Origin of the sequence: Oceanospirillum linum, assembly GCF_001995095.2 — a bacterium.
In the GTDB taxonomy this organism is placed as follows: domain Bacteria; phylum Pseudomonadota; class Gammaproteobacteria; order Pseudomonadales; family Halomonadaceae; genus Oceanospirillum; species Oceanospirillum linum.
In genome coordinates, this window is record NZ_MTSD02000006.1 from 22604 (window position 1) to 47507 (window position 24904).

At 49.0% G+C, this 24904-nt stretch carries 20 protein-coding genes and 2 pseudogenes; 19 read left to right on the plus strand and 3 right to left on the minus strand.

What is annotated here, in order from left to right; translation table 11 throughout:
- Positions 1-21 precede the first annotated feature (21 nt).
- The 12 genes and pseudogenes from BTA35_RS12830 to BTA35_RS12885 all read left to right on the plus strand — a co-directional run bounded on the left by BTA35_RS12830 (position 22) and on the right by BTA35_RS12885 (position 13663).
- Positions 22-1395 carry an N-acetylmuramoyl-L-alanine amidase gene (locus BTA35_RS12830; RefSeq protein ID WP_202931259.1) on the plus strand — a complete coding sequence of 458 codons (1374 nt, stop codon included), beginning with the start codon at positions 22-24 and terminating at the stop codon, positions 1393-1395.
- Between the two features lie 105 nt (positions 1396-1500).
- Positions 1501-3442, plus strand: a pseudogene (gene mutL, locus BTA35_RS12835) (DNA mismatch repair endonuclease MutL).
- Positions 3443-3498: 56 nt separating this feature from the next.
- Positions 3499-4467, plus strand: a complete 969-nt coding sequence (gene miaA, locus BTA35_RS12840; protein ID WP_078320220.1) for a tRNA (adenosine(37)-N6)-dimethylallyltransferase MiaA — start codon at positions 3499-3501, stop codon at positions 4465-4467.
- A 165-nt stretch (positions 4468-4632) separates the two neighbouring features.
- A complete protein-coding gene (hfq, locus tag BTA35_RS12845; RefSeq protein ID WP_078320221.1) occupies positions 4633-4884 on the plus strand; it encodes an RNA chaperone Hfq in 252 nt (83 codons plus the stop codon).
- A gap of 15 nt (positions 4885-4899) precedes the next feature.
- A complete protein-coding gene (hflX, locus tag BTA35_RS12850) occupies positions 4900-6234 on the plus strand; it encodes a ribosome rescue GTPase HflX (RefSeq protein ID WP_078320222.1) in 1335 nt (444 codons plus the stop codon).
- A gap of 134 nt (positions 6235-6368) precedes the next feature.
- Positions 6369-7622 carry an FtsH protease activity modulator HflK gene (gene hflK, locus BTA35_RS12855; RefSeq protein WP_078320223.1) on the plus strand — a complete coding sequence of 418 codons (1254 nt, stop codon included), beginning with the start codon at positions 6369-6371 and terminating at the stop codon, positions 7620-7622.
- Positions 7622-8488 carry a protease modulator HflC gene (hflC, locus tag BTA35_RS12860; RefSeq protein ID WP_078320224.1) on the plus strand — a complete coding sequence of 289 codons (867 nt, stop codon included), beginning with the start codon at positions 7622-7624 and terminating at the stop codon, positions 8486-8488. Before hflK ends, hflC begins: the two co-directional genes overlap by 1 nt.
- A gap of 249 nt (positions 8489-8737) precedes the next feature.
- On the plus strand, positions 8738-8929 hold the full coding sequence (locus BTA35_RS12865; protein WP_078320364.1) for a DUF2065 domain-containing protein: 192 nt from the start codon (positions 8738-8740) through the stop codon (positions 8927-8929).
- A 147-nt stretch (positions 8930-9076) separates the two neighbouring features.
- Positions 9077-10276 carry an ATP phosphoribosyltransferase regulatory subunit gene (locus tag BTA35_RS12870; RefSeq protein WP_078320225.1) on the plus strand — a complete coding sequence of 400 codons (1200 nt, stop codon included), beginning with the start codon at positions 9077-9079 and terminating at the stop codon, positions 10274-10276.
- 58 nt (positions 10277-10334) lie between these two features.
- A complete protein-coding gene (locus BTA35_RS12875) occupies positions 10335-11630 on the plus strand; it encodes an adenylosuccinate synthase (RefSeq protein ID WP_078320226.1) in 1296 nt (431 codons plus the stop codon).
- Between the two features lie 118 nt (positions 11631-11748).
- Positions 11749-12681 (plus strand): LysR substrate-binding domain-containing protein, encoded by a 933-nt coding sequence (locus tag BTA35_RS12880; protein ID WP_078320227.1) that lies wholly within the window; start codon positions 11749-11751, stop codon positions 12679-12681.
- Between the two features lie 169 nt (positions 12682-12850).
- Positions 12851-13663: a DUF1338 domain-containing protein gene (locus BTA35_RS12885; RefSeq protein ID WP_078320228.1), complete on the plus strand. Its 813-nt coding sequence runs from the start codon at positions 12851-12853 to the stop codon at positions 13661-13663.
- A gap of 124 nt (positions 13664-13787) precedes the next feature.
- Here BTA35_RS12885 and BTA35_RS12890 read toward each other — a convergent pair whose 3' ends face one another.
- Positions 13788-14180 (minus strand): hypothetical protein, encoded by a 393-nt coding sequence (locus BTA35_RS12890; protein WP_139363664.1) that lies wholly within the window; start codon positions 14178-14180, stop codon positions 13788-13790.
- Positions 14181-14408: 228 nt separating this feature from the next.
- Between BTA35_RS12890 and BTA35_RS12895 the strand changes: the two genes are divergently transcribed.
- Entirely contained in the window at positions 14409-16028 is a 1620-nt protein-coding gene (locus tag BTA35_RS12895) for a GMC family oxidoreductase (RefSeq protein ID WP_078320230.1), read from the plus strand.
- Positions 16029-16069: 41 nt separating this feature from the next.
- Here BTA35_RS12895 and BTA35_RS12900 read toward each other — a convergent pair whose 3' ends face one another.
- Both BTA35_RS12900 and BTA35_RS12905 read right to left on the minus strand, forming a co-directional pair.
- Positions 16070-17719 (minus strand): leucine-rich repeat domain-containing protein, encoded by a 1650-nt coding sequence (locus BTA35_RS12900; RefSeq protein ID WP_078320231.1) that lies wholly within the window; start codon positions 17717-17719, stop codon positions 16070-16072.
- 126 nt (positions 17720-17845) lie between these two features.
- Entirely contained in the window at positions 17846-18895 is a 1050-nt protein-coding gene (locus BTA35_RS12905) for a GlxA family transcriptional regulator (protein ID WP_238377593.1), read from the minus strand.
- Between the two features lie 392 nt (positions 18896-19287).
- Between BTA35_RS12905 and BTA35_RS12910 the strand changes: the two genes are divergently transcribed.
- The 6 genes and pseudogenes from BTA35_RS12910 to BTA35_RS12935 all read left to right on the plus strand — a co-directional run.
- Positions 19288-20511: an aspartate aminotransferase family protein gene (locus BTA35_RS12910; RefSeq protein WP_078320365.1), complete on the plus strand. Its 1224-nt coding sequence runs from the start codon at positions 19288-19290 to the stop codon at positions 20509-20511.
- Positions 20512-20666: 155 nt separating this feature from the next.
- A complete protein-coding gene (locus tag BTA35_RS12915) occupies positions 20667-21311 on the plus strand; it encodes a hypothetical protein (RefSeq protein ID WP_078320366.1) in 645 nt (214 codons plus the stop codon).
- Positions 21308-22015: a hypothetical protein gene (locus BTA35_RS12920; RefSeq protein ID WP_078320233.1), complete on the plus strand. Its 708-nt coding sequence runs from the start codon at positions 21308-21310 to the stop codon at positions 22013-22015. Before BTA35_RS12915 ends, BTA35_RS12920 begins: the two co-directional genes overlap by 4 nt.
- A gap of 2 nt (positions 22016-22017) precedes the next feature.
- Complete coding sequence (locus tag BTA35_RS12925; RefSeq protein ID WP_078320234.1) at positions 22018-22707, plus strand: protein phosphatase 2C domain-containing protein; 690 nt, start codon at positions 22018-22020, stop codon at positions 22705-22707.
- A gap of 149 nt (positions 22708-22856) precedes the next feature.
- Positions 22857-24098, plus strand: coding sequence for a hydrolase (locus BTA35_RS12930; protein ID WP_078320235.1), 1242 nt, complete (start codon positions 22857-22859; stop codon positions 24096-24098).
- Positions 24098-24904, plus strand: a pseudogene (locus BTA35_RS12935) (arginine N-succinyltransferase); the annotation flags it as partial. The gene BTA35_RS12930 and the pseudogene BTA35_RS12935, both read left to right, overlap by 1 nt.

Sequence of the window (24904 nt, forward strand, 5' to 3'; positions counted from 1 at the left end):
ATCACTGCCTGGCAAATATTTATGACTGCTTGGAAAAACAGCCCGATACTACTAAAAAACAGCCAGATACTACTCAGAGTGCAGACCTTTATTTTGCTACTGGTCTGCATGATGACGACTGTCTTCGCCCATGCCGCGAAGATTGAAAATGTGCGTATTTGGCCAGCCCCTGATCATACGCGTATTGTTTTTGATTTGGATCAGCCTGTCGGACATAAAGTTTTTAGCCTCAGTGGGCCTGATCGTTTGGTGGTAGATCTGGATAATGTATCCACAAAGGCGAATCTTGAGACGCTATCACTTAAAGATACGCCGATTGGAAAAATTCGCACTGCAGTAAAAAACCGTACCGGCATGCGGGTGGTTCTGGATCTGAATAGCAAGGTTCAGCCACGAAGTTTTCTGCTTAAACCTAACAAGCAATATGGCGACCGTTTGGTAATTGACCTGGTTCACAGGAAAAAGGTTAAACGAACTAAAGTCGTTCGTCAGCTCGCGGAAAACCCTTCTGGTGGCCGCGATATTATTATCGCCATTGATGCTGGCCACGGCGGTGAAGATCCCGGAGCAATAGGTCCTGGCCGGGTGCGTGAAAAAACGGTTGTTTTGGCCATTTCGAAAAAAGTTGAATCTCTACTGAAAAAAGAGCGTGGTTATACGCCGGCTATGATTCGAACTGGGGACTATTATGTAGGCTTGCGTGCCCGTACAGAGAGGGCACGTAAATTCCGCTCGGACCTTCTTGTTTCTATACATGCAGATGCCTTTAAAGATCACCGTCCCCGGGGGTCTTCTGTTTTTGCGCTGTCGCAGCGGGGAGCGACTTCGGAAACCGCTCGTTGGTTGGCGGACTCTGAAAACAGTGCTGACCTGATCGGCGGTGTTGAAGGTTCTCTGAAGCTGGATGATAAAGACAAAGTGTTGGCCGAGGTGCTACTTGACCTGACCATGACCGCGACCTTATCCGATAGCCTGAAGGTTGGCCAAAGTGTACTGCGCTCCATGGGGACTGTTAATAAACTTCATAAACGGGATGTTGAGCAAGCTGGCTTTGTGGTGCTGAAGTCACCGGATATCCCCTCTATTCTGATTGAAACCGGCTTTATCTCTAACCCCAGTGAAGCGAAGAAACTGCAAAGTTCCAGTTATCAGTGGAAAATGGCACGCTCAATCGTTAAGGGTGTAAAAGAACACTTCAGTAAGAACCCGCCACCGGGAACATTACTGGCCCATGAAAAAAGCAAACGGGATCGCCTTTATGTTGTCAGCCGAGGCGATACACTCTCCGGGATTGCGTCCCGGAACAAGATTTCAGTAGGTAGTTTGCGCAAAGCCAATAAGCTGAGCTCGGACACCTTATATGTAGGGCAACGATTGCAGATTCCACGCTCCTGATAGCCCGAGACACAAGCCGAGTATACCTGGCCTGAACCGAATCCTGGTTCAGGCTGTTTTTTTATAGCCCCGGCATGTTGGATCAGCAGATAGAAAAGAGTTTATATGAGTAAAATCCATGTCCTGAGCCCTCGGCTTGCGAACCAGATTGCAGCAGGTGAAGTTGTTGAGCGCCCTTCATCCGTTATCAAAGAGTTAGTGGAGAATGCCATTGATGCGGGTGCAACCCGTATTGATATTGATGTGGAAAAAGGGGGCAGTAAGCTTATTCGGATTCGGGATAACGGCTCGGGTATTGCACCGGATGATCTGCCGCTGGCTTTGAGCCGGCATGCCACCAGCAAAATTATTACGCTTGATGATCTTGAAGGTGTTCACAGTCTGGGGTTTCGTGGTGAAGCTCTGGCGTCCATCAGCTCAGTTTCCCGGCTGGATCTGACGTCAAGCACTCAGGATACCGGTGAAGGGTGGCGTGTTATTGCTGAGGGGCGTGACATGGCGACCCAGGTAACCCCGGCTCCGCATCCAAAAGGAACCAGTGTTCAGGTTAAGGATCTGTTTTTTAATACACCGGCCCGTCGCAAATTCATGCGTACCGAAAAAACTGAGTTTGGCCATATCGAAGAGACGTTCCGGCGTTTAGCCTTAAGCCGACCGGATATAGCCCTGAGTTTGCGGCACAATCAGAAAGCGATTCACCAGCTGCCAGCGGGAACCCGTCAGGCGGAGCAGGAGAAGCGTCTGGCTTCTCTGCTGGGTAAGAATCTGATGAATCAGTCGTTATATATTGATGTCGAAGCGACCGGGCTTAGACTCTGGGGCTGGGTTGGGTTACCAACGCACTCCAGAAGCCAGGCAGATCAGCAGTACTTTTTTGTAAACCGCCGTGTGGTCAAGGATCGCCTGGTGGTTCACGCGATTCGTCAGGCGTACCGGGATGTATTGTTCCATGGCCGTCATCCGGTGTTTGTGCTTTATCTTGAACTGGACCCGGCGGTAGTGGATGTGAATGTGCATCCGACCAAGCATGAAGTTCGTTTTCGTGATGGCCGGTTGGTGCATGACTTTTTGTTCCGCACTCTGCACCGGGCTCTGGCGGAGGTTCGTCCGGAAGCGGATGGTTCAACCGCGCCTACGAATATGACCCATGCCGGAGTGGCCGGTCAGGAGGCCGCGACAGAACAGCCGATGCAGGATCAGACTGCTATCGCTTTTAGTGACGGTTCAGCTTCCGGCAGTTCTGATCGAAGTGGCGTTTCAGATGAGCACTCTGTTTTGCCGTATCGCTCTCAGGCTCAGAGTAGCCCTGGTGGTATTTCAGATTACCTGAACAGCTATCAGCAGATCTCTCGTCAGGCTGGCGCGATGCAGACTGAGAGCGTGGCGGATTCAGGTGCAGCTATTGAGCCCTGGAATACAGGCGCTGCTCCACAGGGACTACCGGAAGATGACCCCACCGGTGCCCCGCCTCTTGGTTTTGCGGTCGCACAACTGCATGGTGTGTATATCCTGTCTGAAGCGAAAGATGGCCTGATTCTGGTGGATATGCATGCTGCCCATGAGCGCATCATCTATGAGCGCCTGAAAACCTCTTATCAGGAAGGGGGGGCTGAAATCTCAACCGATGCTGGTTCCTCTGTCGATGGCCGTGAGTCGTAAAGAAACGGATTGCGCGGAACAGCATCAGCATGTTTTTCAGCAACTTGGCGTTGAGCTACAGGTGATGGGGCCTGAGTCCCTGGTGGTTCGTCAGCTGCCTGTCATGCTGATGGAATCGGATGTGGAACCTTTACTGCGGGATATGCTGTCGGATCTTTTGCAATATGGTTCCAGTGACCGGATTCAGGCGCATATTAATGAAATATTTGCGACGATGGCCTGCCATGGCTCCGTACGTGCCAACCGTAAACTAACCTTACCTGAAATGAACGCATTACTGCGTGATATGGAGCGAACGGAGCGGAGCGGTCAATGTAATCATGGGCGTCCAACCTGGACTCGCCTGACCATGAATGAGCTGGATAAGCTGTTTTTGCGCGGTCAATAAAGACCTTTGCGCCCGACGGACCTGTCCCCGAATAACTCATAATAAGTAGAGTTTTTATGCAACACGATTCTGATACCTCGTCGTTTAGGCAAAAGCCATTGGCCGTATTTCTGATGGGGCCAACAGCCGCAGGGAAAACAGACTTAGCTGTGCATCTGAGTGAAGAACATAATTGCGATATTATCAGTGTCGATTCTGCACTTATTTATCAGGGGATGGATATCGGCACAGCAAAACCGGATGCTGAAACACTGGCCCGGGCCCCTCATCGACTGATTGATATTAGAGACCCTGCTGAGTCTTACTCGGCAGCAGAGTTCCGGGAGGATGCTTTACGGGAAATGTCTGACATTCAGGCGTCAGGAAAAATTCCGTTGTTAACCGGCGGAACTATGATGTATTACAAGCGTCTATACGATGGCGTTGCAGACCTGCCCTCTGCTGATGCAGAGATTCGGGCACAGCTGGATGCCTGGGCAGAAAAAGATGGTCTCAAAGCACTGCATGATCGCCTTAAAGAGATTGACCCGGTTTCTGCTGAACGGATTCATCCCAATGACCCTCAACGCCTGCAGCGCGCTTTAGAGGTGTATGAGCTTAGTGGTAAGAGTCTGACTCAGCATTGGCAGGAGCAAAAGCAAAACCGGGATAGTTTCCCGTTTCGGGTGTTATCCCTGGCGGTCAATCCGGCAGATCGTAAACTGTTGCACCAGCGCATCGAGCAGCGATTTAATTTGATGCTGAAACAGAATTTTATCGCGGAAGTTCAGGCGTTCAGAGCCAGAGATGATCTGGATCTTACACTACCCTCTATGCGCTCTGTCGGCTATCGTCAGGTCTGGGAGTACCTGGATGGACTGTATGATTACGACACTATGGTTCATAAAGGTGTCGTAGCAACCCGCCAGTTAGCCAAGCGGCAGGTGACTTGGTTAAGAAGCTGGCCGGACTTGAATTGGTTGCCGACGGAAGCCCCGAATTTGCGGGATTTAGCGTTGAAAAAATTAGAGTCAAGCCTTATTTAAACTGGTATGATAAAAATTGCTGCAAGTACCCCTCCAGGCAGGTGCTCTGTTCTGTCCAAAGCGGATTGTGGTAATTGGTGGTTTGTTAAGGCTTAGCTGTAAAGCTGTTGTTGATCACCTCAAAATTAAATCTAATAATCAAAAATTAAAATTAGGGAGAGCGGTATGTCAAAAGGGCAGTCTCTACAAGACCCTTACCTGAACATCCTTCGTAAAGAACGTGTGCCGGTATCTATCTTTTTGGTCAACGGTATTAAGTTGCAGGGCCAGATTGAGTCTTTTGATCAGTTTGTTATTCTGCTGCGTAATACGGTAAGCCAAATGGTTTACAAACACGCAATTTCAACTGTTGTACCTTCCCGTAATGTTCGTCTGCCGGCGCAGGAAAAAGCCCCGGGCGAAGCGGGTACTGAATAATCTTCGGAGTAATACTTGTTTTTCGAACGTCCTGATTCTGGTGAAGTAGCTGTTCTTGTCCATATCCATTTACCGGATGAGAAAGACCGGGAAGACCCGGGTGAATTTCTGGAGCTGGTGCGTTCAGCAGGTGCAGATCCGGTTGCCTTAATTGAAGGTAGCCGGTCTCAGCCCAGCCCGAAATATTTTGTTGGTGATGGCAAGCTCGAAGAAATTCGTGATGCTGTGACCTCCCATGAAGCTGAAGTTGTTCTTTTCAACCACGCCTTATCCCCATCCCAGCAACGTAATGTTGAGCAGGCACTGCAGTGTAGGGTGCTGGATCGTACTGGTCTGATTTTGGATATTTTTGCCCAGCGTGCCCGTACCCACGAAGGGAAGCTTCAGGTTGAGCTCGCTCAGCTTGAGTATATGTCTACCCGCCTGGTTCGTGGCTGGACCCACCTTGAACGTCAGAAAGGTGGTATTGGCCTTCGCGGGCCTGGTGAAACTCAGCTGGAAACAGATCGCCGATTGTTGCGGGAGCGCATCCGCCAGATCAATAAGCGTCTGGACAAAGTCCGTAAACAGCGGGATCAGAACCGTCGCTCCCGGCGTCGGGCTGATATTCCATCTGTTTCATTGGTGGGGTATACCAATGCGGGTAAATCAACGCTCTTTAATGCACTGACAGAGTCTGATGTTTATGCTGCAGACCAGTTGTTTGCAACGCTTGACCCGACTCTGCGTCGTATTGTGATGCCGGATATCGGGCCTGTTGTTTTGGCGGATACTGTTGGCTTTATTCGACACTTACCCCATAAACTGGTGGAAGCTTTCCGGGCGACCCTGCAGGAAGCACAGGAAGCGACGCTGCTGGTGCATGTGATCGATGCCGCAGATGATGATCGCGATGGCAATATTCGCGAAGTGAACAAAGTTCTGGAGGAGATTCAGGCTGACGATATCCCCTGCCTTTTGGTCTATAACAAGATTGACCGTATGCCAGGTTATGAACCTCGTATCGAGCGTAATGATCAGGGAGAACCTGAACGGGTTTGGATTTCTGCGGTCAATGGTGAAGGGCTTGACCTGGTTTTGCAGGCGGTTGGTGAGCGCCTGTGTGATGATATTTTCAAAGGTGAGCTGACGCTTGAGCCGTCTGAGGGCCGTTTGCGCGCGCTTTTATATCAGCAGGGCGCTATTATCGACGAAAACGTCAGCGATCAGGGGCAGTTTGTGCTTGAGGTGCGTTTACCGGAAGCAGACTTTATCCAGATGCTTTGTCGTGTGGGCGTTGATCCTAAGCGCTATTTTCCAAACTATGGTGTTGAGGATTTTATGCTGGATTCTGATGCAGAGCTTTCCTGAGTCTGTATGGAGCCTGCATAGACAGTAAGCCATTTTGCGCAGTGGGGGCTGATCTGAGTTTCCCGCTGCGCCAGAAAACAATTCGTAACTTTAACGGAAGCTGTTGTCAGTTTTCTCGGAGAGTGGAGATAGATATGGCTTGGAATGAGCCGGGTGGCAATAAAGATGATAATCGTGATCCCTGGGGTAACGATAATAAAAATGGTGGCCGCAACGACCAGGGACCACCGGATCTTGATGAAGCCCTGAAGAAGTTTAATGACCGCCTGGGTGGTATTCTTGGCGGTAAAAAAGGTGGTAGCGGTGGCAACGGCGGAAGCAGTAGTGGTGGCAATAGTCCATCTCCGTCTGCCAGCTTCGGCCTGCTTGGTATCATTCTGGTGGTTGCTGCATCTGTTTGGGCTGTGGCAGGTTTCTATCGTGTAGATCAGGCAGAGCGTGCAGTTGTTTTACGCTTTGGTGAATATTATGAAACCGTGGGTGCGGGTCTGAACTGGAATCCGGCTTTGATCGATACCGTACAGACTGTAAACGTGACGAAGGTTCGTTCCCTGAGTCGTCGTGCACTGATGCTGACTGAAGATGAAAATATCGTACAGGTCAATCTGTCGGTTCAGTACCGTGTTGGCAGCCCCAGAGACTTTCTGCTTAATGTGCGTAATCCGGAGCAGAGTCTTGAAAATGCGACAGATTCTGCCCTGCGTCATGAAGTCGGTTCTTCAGAAATGAATGATATCCTGACCGAAGGGCGTGAAGCTTTAGGTCAGGGTGTGAGAGCACGACTGCAGCAGTACCTGGATAGCTATGATGTGGGCCTTGAAGTGCGTTCGGTTAACGTTGAAAGCACATCTGCACCGGATGAAGTTCAGGCTGCTTTTGATGATGTAATTAAAGCACGTGAGGATGAGCAGCGTGTGAAAAATCAGGCTGAAGCTTATGCCAATGGCATCATCCCTGAAGCGCGCGGTAAAGCTCAACGTGTTATCGAAGAGGCTAACGGTTACAAAGAAGAGATCATAGCCCGGGCCGAGGGTGAAGCCGATCGCTTTGTGCAGCTTCTGACTGAGTATGAAAAAGCACCGGAAGTAACCCGCGATCGTTTGTATCTGCAAACGATGGAAGAGGTAATGGCCAACTCCAGTAAGGTTCTTGTTGATGTTGATGGTGGCAACAACATGATGTACATCCCTCTGGATAAAATGGTCGGAGGCAGTGCTTCATCCCGTAGTGCGGGTATGAGCTCAACCGATCAGAGTCGCTTCTCCGGAGCAGCCCCGTCTCTGAGTTCTGACACTGAAATTGATGAACTGGCTGATCGCGTTCTGCAGCGTCTGCGCGAAAAAAGTGCTAATTCCAATGCCACTTCAACTCGTAGGGAGGGTCGCTAATGCAATCTAAGTCTTTTCCGGCACTTATCCTGATTGCCATTCTGGCTTTAGTCGGTTCGAACAGTCTTTATATCGTTAATGAAACTGAGCGCGCCATTAAACTGAAGTTTGGTGAAATCATCGACTCAGATATCAAGCCCGGTCTGCATTTTAAGCTGCCGGTTCTTCATACAATCCGTAAATTTGATGCCCGGATTCTTACTATGGACTCCCGTCCTCAGCGTTATCTGACGCTGGAGAAGAAAGCGGTTATTGTTGATTCCTTCATTAAATGGCGTATTGCTGACGTGCAACAATACTACGAAGCCACTTCCGGTGATGAGTTAGTTGCAGCCCGTCTGCTGGCACCTCGTATGGATGAAGGTCTGCGTAACCAGTTTGGTGAGCGCACCATGTATGAAGTGATCTCCGGTGAGCGCGATGAGTTAATGGATGAGCTGACGGTCAGGTTGAATACCATTACTCAGGATGAACTGGGTATCGAGATTCGTGATATACGTGTGAAACGTATCGACCTGCCACCAGAAGTAAGTCATGCCGTATTTGAGCGAATGAATACTGAACGTCAGCGTGAGGCTCGTGAGCACCGCTCTGAAGGTAAAGAGATTGCCGAAGGTATCCGTGCGGATGCAGATCGTCAGCGTCAGGTGGTTTTGGCAGAGGCGTTCCGTGAGTCTGAGCGTATTCGTGGTGAAGGCGATGCGATTGCTGCTGCAACCTATGCCAATGCTTATACCAAAAACCCTGAGTTTTATTCGTTTATCCGTAGCCTGGAGGCATACCGTAATAGTTTCTCCAGTAAGAGCGATGTGATGGTGCTTAAGCCTGAAAGTGAATTTTTCAACTATATGAAAAAATCGCAATAAGGTTTAATCACGATTAGAAATACCCTGTAGTTTTTTGGCTGCGGGGTATTTTTTTGTCTGCCGGAAGGCTATGCCTGTTGTACTTTTTTAATAAAAGCCACTGGCAAACCATGGTTGTAAATCCTAATCGTGGTAGAATGTGTCGAACCGGGTTCGCCCCGGTTTTTTTGTGTGCAGATTCCGGCAAAAGGGTGGATTAGCAGTGATAGGCTGCCCCTTAAATTAGCCCGCCTTTGTGGAGATACTCTGTTGGATTGGCAAGTTTTGGTTACTGCGTTGGCCCTGGTGTTTGTTATAGAGGGGATTATTCCCTTTGCAAACCCTTCCCGTTGGCGCAGATTGGTTGCAACAATCGCTGAGGTGCCGGATCAACATCTTCGTATGATGGGGGCGATCAGCATGTTGATCGGCCTGATCATACTGTACCTGGTGCGGAGTTGATCAGGCATCAGTATCCGCTTTAATGACCATCGGGTACCGAAAAAATAACGGGTAAGTCATTGCTTTAGACCCGGATAGATCTGGGTTGGAAAGGCTGTCTAGTCTGACCGGTGATGGATAGATACAGATAAAAAAACAGGCTGAATTATGACCATTGCAGATCGTTGGTTACTTCCAGATGGCATGGAAGAGGTGCTGCCGCCTCAGGCACGGCAGATTGAAGAGCTTCGTCGTGAATTATTGGATCTGTTCCATAGCTGGGGCTATGACCTTGTTTTCCCGCCTCCGGCTGAATATCTTGAGTCTCTGTTGACCGGCAGTGGTAACGATCTGGATCTGCAAACCTTCAAAGTGACCGACCAAATGACGGGACGGATGATGGGGATTGCTGCGGATATCACCCCACAGGTTGCCCGGATGGATGCTCATTCCATGAAGCGGCAAGGTGCAGCTCGTTTCTGCTATTGTGCTAATGTACTGCGGACAAAAGCCGGCAGTATGCTGGGTTCACGCAGTCCTATGCAGCTTGGGGCTGAGCTTTTTGGTCATGAGGGGCTGGAGAGTGATAGCGAGATTCTGGGGTTGATGATCTCGGCGCTTATCGCAGCTGGTGCCGGAAAGATTTATCTGGATATGGGCCATGTTGGTATTTATCGGGCGCTTATTCGTGAAGCACACCTTAGTTCAGATCAGGAAAAAACACTGTTTGATGCCATTTTACATAAAGCTTATGGCGAAATTGATCAAATAGTGGCAAGAGATATTGCTAATGAGTCTGTGAGAGGTATGATTTCACGTCTTGCGCGTTTGAACGGTGGTGCAGATATTTTGGCCCAGGCTCAGATTGAGCTGGCTGATGCTCCGGCATCTGTTAAAGAGGCCCTGACCAGTTTGGAACAGACGGCTAATGTTATTAAAAACCAGTATCCAAATGTTGAGATCAACTTTGATCTTGCGGAACTGCGTGGTTATAACTACCACACAGGGATGGTATTTGCGGCATATATTCCAGGCTATTCACATGCGGTTGCCCAAGGTGGCCGGTATGATGAAACCGGAAAAGTATTTGGACGCGCACGGCCTGCAACAGGCTTTAGTGCTGACCTGAAAATTCTGGCAAAACTCTTACAAAAAAATGATCCCGTATCCGGTGTGTATGCGCCGGCAGGTTACAGCGATGATCAGGAGCTTCTCTCTACGATTCGGGCTTTGCGCAGTGAAGGCACCCGGGTAGTGAGTGGTTTACCTGATCAGAATGTCAGTGCACTTGAGATGGGTTGCGACAGTGAGCTGGTCCTTAAAGATGATGGCCAGTGGGTTGTTGAACCAATTAACCGAATTTTTTAATCAGCCTGCATGGGCGAGACTGTTTACAGTCTGAGTTCGAGTGAATGAGAAAGCAGTAATGGGTAAAAACGTCGTAGTACTAGGCACCCAATGGGGTGACGAAGGTAAGGGTAAAGTAGTTGATCTGTTAACAGAATCCGCTGCTGCAGTTGTCCGTTTTCAGGGCGGCCATAATGCCGGCCACACTCTGGTGGTTAATGGCGAAAAAACAGCGCTGCACCTGATTCCTTCAGGCATTCTGCGCGACAACGTGAATTGTATAATTGGCAATGGCGTTGTACTGGCTCCTGATGCTCTGTTAGAAGAGATTCGTATGCTGGAAGAGCGGGGTGTACCGGTACGTGATCGTTTACGTCTGAGTGCGTCATGCCCATTAATTCTGGAATACCATGTGCGTTTGGATCAGGCCCGTGAGCGTGCCCGCGGTGCTGATAAAATCGGCACAACAGGTCGGGGTATCGGTCCTGCATACGAAGATAAAGTTGCTCGTCGTGGCCTGCGTCTTGGTGACATGATGAATGCGGAAGTATTTGACGCGAAAGTGCGTGAGATCGTTTCCTATCACAACTTTATGCTGGAAAACTTCTATAAAGAAGAGCCGGTAGATGCGGAAAAAGTGATCGCAGATTGCACGGAAATGGCAAAAGAGCTGCGCCCGATGGTTTGCGATGCCACCAGCGAGCTGCATGCCTACCGTAAGAACGGTGATAATGTCATGTTTGAGGGTGCCCAGGGCTCCCTTCTGGATATCGACCATGGTACTTACCCGTTTGTAACCAGCTCCAACACTACCGCTGGTGGTGCTGCGACAGGTTCCGGTTTTGGTCCTTTGTATCTGGATTATATTCTGGGCATTACTAAGGCTTATACCACTCGCGTAGGTTCCGGCCCCTTCCCGACGGAGCTGTTTGATAGCTGTGGTGAGCATCTGGCAACAAAAGGCCATGAGTTTGGCACTACGACAGGGCGTTCACGTCGCTGTGGTTGGTTTGATGCTGTTGCCTTGCGTTACTCTGTTCAGGTTAACTCTATCTCTGGTATCTGTCTGACAAAACTGGATGTACTGGATGGCCTGGAAACGATCAAGATTTGCACACACTATAAGCTGAAAGATGGCACCTTACTGGATCTGCCTGTTGATGCATCTGCTTTTGGTGACGTTGAGCCGGTTTATGTTGAGATGCCGGGCTGGACTGAGTCCACGGTTGGTGCAAAAACTATGGATGAGCTTCCTCAGGCTGCCCGTGGTTACGTAGCCTTCCTGGAAGAGCAGGTTGGCGCTCCGGTTGATATCGTATCCACTGGCCCGGACCGTGAAGAAACCATCGTATTGCGTGATCCGTACAAAGCTTAACCCTAAGTGAAGTACCCACGGTTACGTTAAGAAAACCCGATGTGAAAGCATCGGGTTTTTACGTTCAGGCAGGAGTTGGAAAACTCACACCTGCCGAGCCCTATCAGGTTAGTCCGCTATGTCTAAATATCTTCCATCACTGCGTGCCCTTCAGATCTTTGCGGTTGCTGCCCGGTTAGGCAGCTTTAAACAGGCGTCCGAGCAACTCTGCATTACGCCTCAGGCGGTAAGCTTACAGATTAAATCCCTTGAAGATCAGCTGGGCCTGAAGTTGTTTGAGCGGAAACCGTCCGGTATCGTCATTACGGCTTCCGGTCAGCAACTGCTGGATTATGTGGAGCGAGGCCTGGCACTGATGCAGCGTGGTGTGGATGAAGTTTGCGGTCAGCATCATAGGCCTGTCATTCGAGTCAGTTCATCGCCCTGGTTTGCGGTGAACTGCCTGTTACCACGCTTGTCCGAGTTTGAATCCGCTTACCCTGATTGCCTCGTTCAGGTATCAACCTCTGTACCCTTCCCCGATTTTGAAGCTCAACGTCTGGACCTTGCCATTCAGTGGGGTTTTGGCGAGTGGGGTTTTGAGTCACAGCAGCTGCTGTTAACGGATGACAAGCTGATTGTCTGCGCACCGGAGCTACCGGAGCGTATTTCCCTGACTCAGGCGAGTGATCTGATCTATCACCGGCTGCTGTGCACTCCTCTATCTGTTCCGCTATGGGGGCGTGTGTTGGATATACTCAAGGTTGATGCTGCAGTAGATCAGCAGGTTCTTCCTTTAGACAGTCATGCCGGGCTTCTTGAGGCGGCAAACCGGGGATTGGGCGTCGCCATGATATCAACAGGTGATGCACTGGATGGTATTGCTGCAGGGCGACTTGTTGCGCCATTAGGAGAGCAGCCAATCAGTCGATTAAATCCTGCGCTGATGCCGGGGTACTGGTTGGTTCATAAAGAGATCGCGCCTGAAAATGCCAGAGTTAAAGCTTTTATTGATTGGATGCAGGACTGGCTGAAAGATCACCCCAGAGCGGTAAGGATAAATTTATATTGATCATGGGGTTAAGTTTTTTTGTTTGTTGATGAGTTTATTTGTTATCAGAATAAAGGCGTAGATCGTTGTGAACAGCCCGTTCTGCTAACAGGCTATGTTTAAGCGGCAGCTATGTTTAAAACGGCATTTAAAACAAAAAGACTATCAGTCGTATCATCCCAGGTGACTTATGAATCCGGTTCAGTTTTTTGACAATCTTTGGCAGGACTATATTGCTATCACACCTCAGGCAGAGGTGATCCGTAAGGTTTTTGAAGGCACGGATGGTGAAGTGATTAATGATCATGTTGCTTTTCGTACTTTTGCTCATACACCGTTGCAGCTGGAGAGTCTGGAGCCTCTGGTGTTGGCGATGGGATACAGCCTGCAGGATGAGTATCAGTTTAAAGCAAAGAAACTGCGTGCTCGTAGTTATATCCACCCAGACGCCTCTGTACCGAAAATTTTTATCTCTGAGCTACTCACCGGGCAACTGAGTGAGTCCGCACAAAAGATCCTGGCGAAATACATTGCAGAGATCACCGCAGGGCCGGTTGATCAGAGCGTATTCTGGTCCGGGCGTCACTGGAGCGCCCCAAGTTTTGAAGATTACAAAGAACTGATGCAGGAGACAGAATACGGAGCCTGGCTGCTGGCAATCGGTATCCGTGTGAATCACTTTACGGTTAGTATCAATCATCTGAATAGTGTGGCGGACTTTAGCGCAACGGCCCAGATTCAACATGTCCTCGGCTGCGTTAAAGCAGCAGGCTATGCTGTGAATACTGTGGGTGGTGAAGTGAAAGGCTCACCTGCTGCGCTATTGGAGCAGGGATCAACTATGGCTGACCGTCAGCAGATCGAGTTTTCCGGCGGTGAGAAACACGAAATTCCGACCTGCTTCTATGAGTTTGCCCTGCGTTATCCAGACTCAGATGGTGTGGTATATCAAGGCTTTGTTGAAGCGAATGCGGATAAGATTTTCGAATCAACCAATAGCTGATATAGCCACTTCCTCCGAAAGCACGGGATACCTGGTTTCATAGGGATCGCTCTTTCGGGGGCGTTGCTGCCTGTATACCTGGGTGTCTGATCTTGGTGTTTTGCGAAGCTCAAGCCTTGTGCACTCAGGGTTGCAGAATCAGGGTTGGCCTTACATCCTTGTTACCTTTCAGCGCACAAAACTCTCTTTTCTGTCCGTCTGCGTAGAATACCTGAACATTAAATCCAGCCCCCGGGGGATGGTTCAGAAATAGTGTCCGAAACTCTCCGGAAGCAAGGCGGAATGTTTGCAGGCTAGACTGGCCGTCAGCACTGCCAAAGTCCAGCTTGATAGCTGTGATCATTTGTGCACTTCGGTTTTCAAAACGCACGCCAAAACCCTCATCCGGTGCCAGAGCATATCCGATAACACCTCCTGCTATCAGTAATAGCAGCAGGGTCTTACGGCTCATCGTTTTTAATTCAATAAAGAGGGTCATGGAGGTATTCGCCGATGGTGTTTGCAGAAACTTTAGCACTTTCTCATGGATGCTTGCTGAGGCAAGTTGTCGCGCAGACTAGGGTAAACAGGCGTCTCTTGTGATGCATGCCCAGAATCGGGTTGCCGATGATGAAATTTATAAATCGAACGTATGTTTGATTGTTTCCATGGCATTGATTACTCTGATCTGACGCTGATCGTTGATGACCTCAGGTGTAAATAAAACGGACTATAGCGATAACAATAACAAGAGACAGAAAAAACCATGATGGATTATGTGATTGTAGGCGGCGGTGCGGCAGGCTGCCTTCTCGCTGAACGTTTAAGCCGTAACCCGGATTGCCAGGTTACGCTTTTGGAGGCAGGGGCAGCTGATACAAGTCCTCTGATTCATATTCCGGCTGGAATTCTTGCATTAATGCGTAGCAAACGGCTGAACTGGGCGTTTTATACTGAACCCCAGCAAGGGCTGAATCAGCGCAGGCTATTCTGGCCCAGAGGCAAAACGCTGGGCGGTAGCAGCTCTATTAATGCGATGTGCTATACGCGGGGGCAGCCGGAAGATTTTGATCTTTGGGCAGAAAGTTTTAATCCTGACATCCGGCATGACTGGCACTACCAGGGGCTTTTACCTCATTTTAAGCGGGTAGAGGATTTTGAACGAGGTGCCGACCCCTGGCACGGTGAAGGCGGTGAGCTATCGGTACAGGCATTACGGCATTTTAACCCTTTATCTGAAGCTTATCTTAGAGCTGGGCAGCAACTGGGGTTGCCTTTGAATCATGATTTTAATGGTCAGGATCAGTGGGGTGTCGGCCCTTATCAGGTGATGCAGCGTGATGGTAGCCGCTGCAGTAGCGCTAAAGCTTTTTTGACGCCAGCTTCTGAGCGTCGTAATTTGACGGTGATTACAGGGGCCTGTGTGCAGCGTTTAAAAATACGGAATAAGCGTGTTTGCGGTCTTCATTATCAGGTTGCGGGTCATGAATTATATCTTCCGGTCAGCGGAGAGATTATTCTTTCAGCTGGTGCCTTGCATACACCTCAGCTTCTGATGTTATCAGGTATCGGGCCGGAGCAGATGTTAGCTACCCAGGGGATTACGGTGCGGCATAAGCTGGAAGGTGTCGGGAAAAATCTTCAGGATCATCTGGATATCAGTGTGAGTTGGCTGGAGAAAGGCTGTCGGTCGGTCTCTCTGAATCCTATTTTTTGGCCAAAGGGAATTAAAGGCGTACTGGACTACCCGAAACGCAAAGGTGTGCTAACTTCGAATTTTGCAGAAGCCGGAGCCTTTCTGGCGACAGATCCCCAAACATCCAGAACAGATGTTCAACATCATTTTTTACCTGCCCTGGAAGTAGAGCATGGTTTGAATCTTGCGCCAACGATACGTTATTTCGGTTATACCCTGAGAGCCTGTTTACTGCGGCCTAAAAGCCGGGGCTATGTCGGATTGCGCTCTGATCGGTATCAGGATGCGCCGCTGTTACAGCCTGACTACCTGAGTGATGAGGGAAGTGAGGATATAAAAGGTATGGTGCGGGCATTGGACAGCGCCCGGGAATTACTGAATCAGCCGGAAATAAGGCGTTTTGGTAAAAGAGAGTGGCGGCCAGGCAAGGCCTGTCAGACCCAAAAGGAAAAAGAAGCTTATATTCGGCAGTTTGCTGAAAGCATTTATCACCCGGTTGGTACCTGTAAAATGGGTAGCGAAGGCGATGCGGTTGTTGATCACCAGCTGAAAGTTCACGGTATGGATAACCTGAGAGTGGTTGACGCATCTGTGATGCCAAATCTGGTTAGTGGTAATACCACTGCTGCAACTCTGGCGATTGCGAGTAAAGCAGCAGATCTTATTCTGTCAGAGGCGTCAGCCTGTTGAAGCGCTTATCCTCTGAAGGTTCCTATAGGTGAAATGGTATTTCAGTTCGAGGCAATCGGTGGCGGTGAGAGAGGATAGTGACCTGCTTCATTTTTTGTCGGTGTCAGTGACATTTTTGTGGCAGGACTTATCTGCATCTCCTCTTTTTTCAGATTAGGATTCCAGCGCAGATCCAGCTCTTTTAACTCGGGCAGATCCAGCTTTAGTTTTTCAAATTTCCCTTTACTCAAAACCAGTTTTTTAAGCTTAGGCTGGTTGGTAAGCTGCAGTTTTTTTATCGCTGTCTGATTGATAAACAGGGCTTCCAGATTAGGCTGAGCTGCGAACTGCGCATGTTTCAACGGGTTTCCAGTGAGCCTCAGCTGTTTGAGTTGAGGCTGGGCTGATAACTTGAATCCAGTCAGATTATTCTCCCGCAGATTTAGCTTTTGCAATTTAGGGAGTGTTGGCAACGTAATGCTTTTCAGCAGATTGTTACTCAGATCAATATTGGCCAGATAACGACTGGAAGGCAGAAGTACCTTTTTTAATGCTTGCTTCTGACTATGGATAACCAGAGATTCAAGACCGGAAAGATGGCTCAGGTTAAGCTGTTCAACACCCGGAGAAAGACGAAGCTTCAGGCTGCGAATATTGCTGAGTACTTTAAACGCATGAGGTTCTATATCACGCCCTACACGGCAGTCCAGGCTGAAAACCTCAACGGTGTAATCCAGCTGGTTTGCATCAATACAATACAGAAATAAACTGCTGTTACCCAGAGCCTTGTACAGGTCCGGCAAAGGGTTGTTTTTTACATTCAGACGATTCAGTTGTCGCAAGCCGTTTAAATCCAACGCGGTCAGACGGTTGTTATTCAGCTCCAGCTCGCGGATATTGGGGGCCTGACTCAGGTCAATCGCCTTCAGTTGTTGATGACGGATAGCCAGTTGCTTCAGTTTTGGGGTTGACCCTAGCTCAATGGTTGTCAGATTACCTTCCTGTAACCAGAGCTTTTCCAGGTCTGGCTGTGTATCCAGCGTGAGCTTCTGTAAAGGTGTCTTTCGAATCTCCAGGTTGACCAGTTTCTGAGTGCTGGAAAAGTCCAGCCAGTTAAGCTGGGACCGGTCGCTGTAGAAGTCTTCCAGAGACGGCGTGTTAAGGATCAGTTTGTTCAGAGATTTACTGTTGAGAAGGCTAAGTGAGCGCAGTTCAGATTGATGGATTTTCAGCTTTGTCATGTCTTCGAAACCCAGGGTCAGCTCTTCCAGTGCAGGCATCGCTTGCAGGGCATCTTCCGCAATTTCTCCATCTCTGCCGTCAAGAGCCAGAGTTCTGAGCTGAGGGTAATGGCTGAACTTCATTGCCTTCAGGTGGTTTGACGGGAAAAGCTTCAGACTCTCAAGTTGACTGTTTGCCCGAATATCCAGCCAGCTGATCTCATTAAGGCTCAGATCCAGTTTCTGAAGGTTTGGAAAGTAAAAAAGCTCATCTGCGGATTGAATATTGCGCAGGCTACAGTCTAGCTCAGTGATTTCTGCCGGGTCGGAAATCTTCTGTTCAAGTACACAGGCTTTAAAATTTTCATCCCGAAAAGGAATCTGTTCAATACTGACAGACTGCTTACCTGTTGACTGTATGCCAGCGCAACCGTTCAGCAATACCGTCGTAAAAAAAGTGAAAAAAAGAACAGAGCGAGTAGACCGGGACACGGCAGATCCTTCTAAGGTTGATGGGACTGATATTCGGGCGTAATAGAGGCCAAATGTAGAGGATCACAGCCACTCTGTCGAGATATCAGGAGGCTGCTGATCAATACGGAGCTATGAAGGCTTTTATCAGATGAGCTGAGAGCGCTGAGTTACCACGGGGTGTGGGTTTATATTTTCCTCCTGATCCTGCAGGCGTTTACGCTCTTCTCTAGGGGTCAGACCGTAGTGATTTCGGTATGCCGTGCTGAAATAAGAGGCACTGGCAAAACCACAGGACAGGCCCACCTGAAGCACGGGCTTGTCGGTTTGGCGCAGTAATTTCCGAGCATGTTCAAGCCGCAACTCAAGATAGTGTTTGGAAGGCACTGTTTGCAGGTGTTTCTTAAACAGGCGTTCCAGATGGCGACGGGAAACACCTACATGTCGAGCCAGATCATCGGCACTTAAAGGTTCTTCAATATTGGCTTCGATCAGCTGCACAGCCTCGATCAGCTTGGGCTGGCTGGCACCAATCCGGGTTTTCAGTGGGATTCTTTGGGGGTCATCTCCCGTGCGCATACGTTCGCAAACAAACTGCTCTGAAATAGATGCAGCCAGATCCATCCCGTGCTGCTGGCGGATCAGAAACAGCATCATATCCATAGCCGCCGTGCCACCACTACAGGTGTAGCGTTTATCATCGATCTCAAACAGGTTATTGGTGACCTGAGTATGGGGGAAATCTTCCCGGAGACTGTCGATATCCCACCAGTGAATCGTCGCTTTATGATTGTTTAAAAGACCCGCACAGGCCAGAATATAAGAACCGGTTCCTATGCCTCCGATAGCCATTTGGTTGTCCCTTTGCTGACGTAGCCAAGCGATAATGGCATCATTACCAGTTCGGGCTATCGGACTGGCGCCGCAGACAAAAATAGCATCCAGCTCCGGCAGGTCATTCAGGCTGTGATTAACGAGTGTTTGTACTCCAAAGCTACTGGCGACCGCTTCACCGTCATGACTGATCAGCGTTGTTTCGTAGAAATCGTCACCGGTTATCCAGTTTGCCATGCGTAACGGCTCAATCGCTGATGAAAAAGCGATCAGAGAGTAGTTGGGCACAAGCAAAAAGCCATAGCGCTTAGGCCGGGCTTTAGCGGTGAAATTCTTGGTTCGTCCTGACTGACTGGCTTGCAACGGATATCTCCTGAATGATCGTCTCAGACAGCGTACTTGGATGAGCGTATTTGGCATATTGGGTTCAAACCAACTGTAGAATACCGTTTTACGGAACTGATAGCCGCTGACAGATTAACAAATGTCAGCTTAGAGCAAGTTTGTGTCGCGCTATAACAAATCCGACTATGTTATCCCAGCCCGCTTTTACCGATACTGTAAACAGAAGATTTTCTGGTTTTATCTGGAAGGCATAGTCGTTTCAGACTCAATCGGAAGGCACGCAATACTAACCACGTGCTTTACAATAACTCAGCGCAGAGCCAGGCTGCCATTTTCACCTCAAAGTGGCTGCGCTGAAAATGATAAAACAGCTCGATTATGGCATTCGAGCTAACAAGGTAAAGATTGATATGACTACACAGCAAGTGAACCGCGCTCTTTTTGATGATGTTATGGTGCCGAACTACAACCCTCAGCAGATGGTGCCGGTTCGCGGAGCAGGCTCTCGCGTATGGGATCAGGATAACAACGAATATATCGATTTTGCCGGTGGTATTGCGGTAAATGCTTTGGGTCACTGTCACCCTGAGTTGGTGGCGGTTCTGAAAGAACAGGCCGATACGCTGTGGCATCTGAGCAACGTCTTCACCAATGAGCCTGCGCTGCGACTGGCGAAGAAACTGACCGATGCCACCTTTGCGGACAAGGTTTTCTTCTGTAACTCCGGTGCAGAAGCTAACGAAGCCGCTTTCAAGCTGGTACGTAAGTATTCTTACGACAACTTTGGTGCTGAGAAGAACGAGATCATCTCGTTCAAACAGGGCTTCCATGGCCGTACGCTGTTTACTGTTTCTGTGGGTGGCCAGCCTAAATACCGTGAAGGCTTTGAACCGGCTCCGGGTGCGATTGAGCACGCTGAGTTTAATAATCTGGACTCACTTAAAGCCCTTATCTCCGATAAAACCTGTGGTGTCGTGCTTGAGCCAACGCAAGGTGAAGGCGGTGTGATTCCGGGGAATGCTGAATTCCTGAAAGGGGTTCGTGAGCTGTGTGATGAGCATAATGCCCTGTTAGTCTTTGATGAAGTGCAAACCGGCGTAGGTCGTACGGGTCATCTGTATGCCTATATGGAAAGTGGCGTAGTACCGGATGTACTGACTACGGCTAAATCCCTGGGTGGCGGCTTTCCTATCGGCGCGATGTTGTGCAGCGATAAAGTGGCTCCAAGCCTTGGCTTTGGTACTCACGGCAGCACCTACGGTGGTAATCCATTGGCCTGTGCGGTCGCTGAGAAAGTGTTGGATATCATCAACACCCCTGAAGTGCTGTCCGGTGTCGCCACCCGTAATGCGATTTTCAATGAAGAGCTGAATAAACTGAATGAACGTTTCGGCATCTTCAAAGAAGTCCGCGGCAGCGGCCTGCTGATTGGCGCAGAACTGATCGAAGCGTGGCACGGTAAAGCCGGTGAATTCTTAGCTGCAGCCCGTGAGCAAGGCCTGATGATGCTGGTTGCCGGCCCTAACGTACTGCGTTTTGCACCGTCTCTGATTATCCCGGAAGCAGATATCCGCGAAGGTATGGCAAAACTGGCTGACGCCATTGCCAAGGTAGTGGAAACCGCTAAGGCGTAATAGCCCGACCTGACAGCTCTGATAAATCTAAAACGGCCATAGGTGAAAACCTCTGGCCGTTTTTTTTGTGTCTGTTTAGGTCTTGCTTTTTTCTGTGCTACAGGTAATTGTTGTCCTGTGTCCCGGTTTTAAGGACATTGGTCTTTGGAGGGATGATGAAAAGTCAAGATGTTGTTCTGATGCTGAAGCTGATTTCTTTGCAAAAACAAGAAGTGCCGCGGTCAAGTTTTGATGGGGTTCGTAATGCTTGGCCAGTAGATTGGTGCGATTGGGATGAGGAATTAGAAAATAGAGGTTTTTTAGATAGCGTAAATGCAGAGCAATTCAGAGCAGCGGTATATACCGCTCGTTCTTTAGAGTTGGAAACAGGGATTAGTAAGACGCAAGTTAATGAATCGTTGAAGCGTTGCATTGATATTGGGCTCGTCAAAAAAGATAGGAAATATGGTGTCCCGCGCTGTAATTATGTAGCTCTGGAAGAGGTTTTGATCTCGGGGGCTAAGTATTTTTTTCATGTAAAACCCGGGACTCTAGTAAGGGGGATAGGAACCGCATTTGCTGCTCCGGTTTTGCATGAAATGCTTATTAGCGCAGGTGATTTAATTCCTGTATGGCCAGATGCATCTGGTCATAGTAAGGGACTTGCTATTGAACCTTTGCATAAGTCGGTTACCTTTGCTGTTCGAAAAGATCCTGAACTATATGCTCTATTAGCACTTGTTGATGCTATTAGAGTTGGTCAGCCTAGAGAGGCTAATTTGGCAAAAGACATGCTGAAAAAGAGGATGAGGCCATTATGAGTGAGCGGATCACACAGAAGCAAATGTTGATTCAAGTTGCAGAGGCGTTAGGAAGCGACTTACGGAAAGAGGTGGCCTTTGTCGGTGGTTGTACAACGGCCTTATTCATCAGTGATGAAGTGACACTGGAAAGTATACGAAGTACAGACGATGTCGATCTGATTATTCATGTAATTGGGTATAACGGTTTCGATAAACTTCAGCGTCAACTTCAGGTGAATGGCTTTAGAAATTCCATGCCTGAACCTGGGGATGAGAATGAGCCCATTTGTGCGATGAAGCTAGGGCAATTGAGAGTTGATTTTATGCCTGATGATGAGGCTGTGTTGGGTTTTACAAATCGTTGGTATCGGGCAGCGCTAGAAAACTCGGAAAGCTATGCTTTGACGGCTGAGTTGGTTATTCGCCTAGTTGACCCAGTATATTTTATTGCCACTAAGTTAGAGGCCTGGAAAGGAAGGGGTGGTGGCGATGTTCTGGGGAGCCGCGATCTTGAGGATATTCTGAATGTTGTTGATGGGCGCCCAGAACTTACTGATGAAATTCATCAAGGTCCTGAAGATGTAAGAGCGTATATAGAAGAAGAGTTCAGAGCTTTGCTTGAAAACAGTATGTTTGAATATGCTATTTCCAGTCAGGCTGACGGCTATGATGAGCGTGAAAACATTCTGTTTCAGCGTATTGAAAAAATGGCTGGAGTCTAAAAATGCACATGGAGTGGCGCAGTAAGAAGGGACAGGGAAGGTTAAGCAACTCTGATGCAGCGGCAATAGTTGCATTTGGATCTGTGATTGGCATTGTTGTTGTGGATGCGGCTGAAAGCCGACAAAGTTGTGAATTTGCAAATTTGTGGGCTAAGCGCTGTGTTGAGCTTGTTGAACCGGAGGATCTTTTCTCCTCAGAATCCTTGATACTGAAAATCCAGAGTCAATGGCGATCCCTTCGTTTGCAATGTCTTCATGAAAAAGCCAGCTATTCTCTAGTGATTGTAGATACAAAGAATCGGAATGGTTTGCTGCTGTTTGTAGGAGATGTCAGGGCAGGCTTGCTAGAAGAAAATGGGGATATAAAGTGGATCAATGATCCTCACACAATGGAGTTTCAGCAGCTTGAATATCAGACGGGCATGGCCCTATCAGAAGACTCGCGGCACCAGCTCACTCGCTGTTATAAAGCACAGCGTTTTGCTAAGCCCGAAAGTGTTTCTTTTCAGCTGGGTGAAGACTCTGATTTTATATTGTGCTCAGATGGCTACTGGCGCGAACATCTTCAGGATCAAGTGATGCTATCTGATGTAAACGATGACTGCAGCGTTTTGCTATTACTAAAAGACCTTTCTGCTTTGAGTGTTAGATCAGATACTGATAATTTTTATCTAAGAGAAAAGCTTTCATAACGCCGAGCTGGCCTTGTTGTTAGAATTCTATTTTAGAGCATTCAGGCCTCCCCCCCATGTCCCCAATCTAAAAAAAAGGTCGCATCCCGGACAGAAACTCTTGCGTGCTTCAACAATAATGGAGACAACGCAAAAAAGGATGTCTTGAGATGAGTAACGACTTTACCCCATGGCTTGAGTGGATCGATTCACAGCACGACACCATGCTGGCCAATACCATTGCCCTTTCTGAAATCAACTCAGGCAGTCTGAATGCTGACGGTGTTAACCGTGTCGGTGATGCTCTGATCCGAATTTGTGAGCCTTTAGGTGGAGAGGTTGAGCGCATTAAGGTGGCTCCCTTCCAAAGCGTTAATAATCAAGGCGTTGTTGAAGAGTTTCCCCTGGGCGATGCGATCCGTATTCGCAAGCGTCCGGAAGCGCCGCTACAGATTTTTTTCTGCGGCCATATGGATACCGTATTTGCTATTGACCATCATTTTCAGACGATCACTTGGTTGGATGATGACACTCTGAATGGCCCCGGTGTTGCTGATCTTAAAGGCGGTTTGATGGTGATGCTGACGGCTATTCAGGCCCTGGAACGCAGCCCGTTTGCTGAACGTATCGGTTGGGAGATTCTGTTTAATCCTGATGAGGAGATAGGTTCAGCGGCAAGTGCGCCTCTGATTGCCGAGGCAGCTCAGCGCGTTAATCTGGGTCTTATCTACGAACCCAGCTTCCCGGATGGCAATCTGGCCGGTGAGCGTAAAGGCAGTGGTAACTTCAGTGTCGTCATTCGTGGCCGGGCTGCCCATGCCGGTCGTGAACACCATCTGGGCCGAAACGCTATTCGCGCCATGGCGGACTTTATCGCGATGCTGGATGACCTCAATGGTCAGCGTGATGGCGTAACGATCAATCCTGGCTTTATCGAAGGCGGCGGTGCGGTCAATATTGTGCCGGATCTGTGCGTTTCTAAATTTAATATTCGCCTGGAACAGCCGGAAGATGAGCGCTGGTGCCAGAACCGCTTAGCTGAGATTGTTGCAGCGATCCATGCCCGTGAAGGTATTCTGATTGAGCTGCATGGTGGCTTTACCCGCAAGCCTAAAGTCTTAACACCTGCTAACGAAAGGCTGTTCCGACTGGCGAAAGATTGCGGGGCTGACCTGGGTATGCAGATTCAGTGGCTGCCAACGGGGGGCTGTTGCGACGGCAATAATCTGGCGGCGGCGGGTATTCCCAATATCGACACTTTGGGTGTTCAGGGCGGCAAGATTCACTCCGCTGATGAATATGTCAAAGTATCCAGCTTTACCAAACGGGCTAAGCTGAGTGCACTGATGCTGATGAAACTGGCCACGTCAGATGATCTGAGCTGGCTGGGTGTTCAGAAGGAGAAAGGTTGATGCTGGTACTGCGCCCTTTAGCGTTTCACGATCTGGCGGGGCTTGAGCGCCTGGCCGTGATCTCTGGTGGCCGTATGACGACCCTGCCGGATAACCGTGACCATTTGAGTCAGCTCATCAATAATACCCAGCAGTCACTGCGTAAAGAGGTAGAGCGTCCGGCAGGTGAGAGTTATCACTTTGTACTGGAAGATACTGACAGTGGTGAAGTGGTTGGTGTTTCCGGTATTGAGGCGGCGGTGGGGATTGCGTCGCCGTTTTACAGCTACCGTATTGATGATGTGGTGCATGCTTCTAGTGAGCTACAGATCCATAACCGAGTACCGGCGCTGCATCTTTGCCAGGATTACACGGGAGCGTCCCGCCTTTATACCCTGTTTATGGATGATCAGCTTTTAGGTAAAGCGTATCGTCAGCCTGAGAATATTCATCTGCTTTCCCGTGCCCGTATGCTGTTTATTGCTGCTCATCCTGAGCGCTTTTCTCCCCGGCTGATTGTCGAACTACAGGGTGTGGCGGATGAGAAAAATCAGTCGCCGTTCTAGGAGTGTCTGGGGCGACATTTCTTCAATATGGATTTCAACAAAGCCAATTATCTCACCGGCATTAACTCCAAAGGCTTTATTGCGGATCTGATGCCGCATTATCCGGTTTATGTTCCTATGCTCAACCCTGATGCTCAGGCTGTTTTGGGTAAGTCCCGTGAAGATATGCGTGATGTGCAGAAGCTGCTGGAAGAAGAGGGGTTTGAGTATCGCCGTTATGTGGATATTTTTGATGCAGGCCCTACGTTAGAAGCCCGAACC

Coding starts and splice junctions, on each gene's coding strand:
- BTA35_RS12830 (WP_202931259.1), top strand. CDS start 22: ATGACTGCTTGGAAAAACAGCCCGATACTACTAAAAAACAGCCAGATA.
- miaA (WP_078320220.1), top strand. CDS start 3,499: ATGCAACACGATTCTGATACCTCGTCGTTTAGGCAAAAGCCATTGGCC.
- hfq (WP_078320221.1), top strand. CDS start 4,633: ATGTCAAAAGGGCAGTCTCTACAAGACCCTTACCTGAACATCCTTCGT.
- hflK (WP_078320223.1), top strand. CDS start 6,369: ATGGCTTGGAATGAGCCGGGTGGCAATAAAGATGATAATCGTGATCCC.
- hflC (WP_078320224.1), top strand. CDS start 7,622: ATGCAATCTAAGTCTTTTCCGGCACTTATCCTGATTGCCATTCTGGCT.
- BTA35_RS12870 (WP_078320225.1), top strand. CDS start 9,077: ATGACCATTGCAGATCGTTGGTTACTTCCAGATGGCATGGAAGAGGTG.
- BTA35_RS12875 (WP_078320226.1), top strand. CDS start 10,335: ATGGGTAAAAACGTCGTAGTACTAGGCACCCAATGGGGTGACGAAGGT.
- BTA35_RS12880 (WP_078320227.1), top strand. CDS start 11,749: ATGTCTAAATATCTTCCATCACTGCGTGCCCTTCAGATCTTTGCGGTT.
- BTA35_RS12885 (WP_078320228.1), top strand. CDS start 12,851: ATGAATCCGGTTCAGTTTTTTGACAATCTTTGGCAGGACTATATTGCT.
- BTA35_RS12895 (WP_078320230.1), top strand. CDS start 14,409: ATGATGGATTATGTGATTGTAGGCGGCGGTGCGGCAGGCTGCCTTCTC.
- BTA35_RS12910 (WP_078320365.1), top strand. CDS start 19,288: ATGACTACACAGCAAGTGAACCGCGCTCTTTTTGATGATGTTATGGTG.
- BTA35_RS12915 (WP_078320366.1), top strand. CDS start 20,667: ATGAAAAGTCAAGATGTTGTTCTGATGCTGAAGCTGATTTCTTTGCAA.
- BTA35_RS12920 (WP_078320233.1), top strand. CDS start 21,308: ATGAGTGAGCGGATCACACAGAAGCAAATGTTGATTCAAGTTGCAGAG.
- BTA35_RS12925 (WP_078320234.1), top strand. CDS start 22,018: ATGCACATGGAGTGGCGCAGTAAGAAGGGACAGGGAAGGTTAAGCAAC.
- BTA35_RS12930 (WP_078320235.1), top strand. CDS start 22,857: ATGAGTAACGACTTTACCCCATGGCTTGAGTGGATCGATTCACAGCAC.